Annotated in this window: 1 pseudogene; it reads right to left on the reverse strand. The window is 77.3% G+C overall.

Annotated features, from left to right (window positions below):
• Window positions 1-161: 161 nt before the first annotated feature.
• Window positions 162-1,470 (reverse strand): annotated as a pseudogene (locus tag JHD63_RS22520) (chorismate-binding protein); the annotation flags it as partial.

The raw sequence follows: 1,470 nt of genomic DNA on the forward strand, positions 1-1,470 counted from the left end.
CCCCCCCCCCCCCCCCCCCCCCCCCCCCCCCCCCCCCCCCCCCCCCCCCCCCCCCCCCCCCCCCCCCCCCCCCCCCCCCCCCCCCCCCCCCACCCCCCCCCCCCCACCGAGACCTACACTAGGTTCTCTTCGTCGGCAGCGTCAGATGTGTATAAGAGACAGGCGCGCGGCCGGCCCGCGGCGTCCAGCAGCAGGCGCGCGCGCCACAGGCCGGCGCCGTGCCGCGCGGCCAGCGCGTCCAGGCAGGAGGCGACGCGCGCCGCATCCCAGGGGTAGCCGAAGTGCGCGGCCGCGGCGGCCATGCGCTCCAGGTGCTCGGCGCGGTGGCGCAGGCGGCCATCGTCCAGCGCCAGGGTTTCGAGCAGTTCGAAGGGCTGGCTGGCGCGCTCGACGAAGGCGCGCTTGGCCGCCCATTCGTTCCATTCGGCCGGCGCCTGGGCGTCGGCGGTGATGCCGCTGCCGATGCCGCAGCGCGCCTGCTGCCCGCGCAGCACCACGGTGCGGATCGGCACGTTGAAGGTGGCGGCGACGCCGCCCTGCCCGGCCGGGCCGTCGGGCCGCACCAGGCCGATGGCGCCGCAGTAGATGCCGCGCGGCGCGGGTTCGAGCGCCTGGATCATGCGCATGGCGCGCACCTTGGGCGCGCCGGTGACCGAGCCGCAGGGAAACAGCGCGGCGAACACGTCGGGCAGCCGCACGCCGGCGCGGGTGCGCGCCTGCACGTCGGATGTCATCTGCCAGACGGTGGGCAGGGCTTCGGTGTGGAACAGGCGCGGCACGCGCACGCTGTGCGGCGCGGCGATGCGCGAGAGGTCGTTGCGCAGCAGGTCGACGATCATCACGTTCTCGGCGCGCTCCTTGGGCGCCGTGCGCAGGTGGGCGGCGTGGGCGGCGTCGGCCTCGGGCGTGGCGCCGCGCGGGGCGGTGCCCTTCATGGGGCGGGCCAGGATGCGGCCGCCCGCGGGCCCGGCCTTCCAGTCGAAGAACAGCTCGGGCGAGACCGATAGCACCTGCTCCGCGCCGCTGTCGATGCGCGCCGCATAGCCGCCGGGCTGCGCGCGCTGCAGCGCGGCGAACAGGGCCGGCACGCTGCCCTCGAAGCGGCCGTGCAGCGGCGCGGTGTAGTTGACCTGGTACAGCTCGCCATCGGCGATGGCCTGCAGGATGCGGGCGAAGGCGGCGTCGAACCCGGCGCGCTCCAGGCCGGCCTGCCAGTCGACGCTGACGCTGCCCTGGTCCGCCTCGCCCGGCCAGGGCAGGGGCGCGTCATGGACGGCGAACCAGGCCAGCGGGCCGTCCGGCGCATGGGTGGCGAGGGCGGCGTCGAACGCGGGCGCGGCCTCGTAGCGCAGGTAGCCGACGCACCAGGCGCCGGCCTGCGCGGCGGCGTGCACCTGTCTCTTATACACATCTAAAAAGGGGGGGGGGGGGGGGGGGGGGGGGGGGGGGGGGGGGGGGGGGGGGGGGGGG

Source organism: Xylophilus sp. ASV27, assembly GCF_016428875.1.
In the GTDB taxonomy this organism is placed as follows: Bacteria; Pseudomonadota; Gammaproteobacteria; order Burkholderiales; family Burkholderiaceae_C; genus Xylophilus.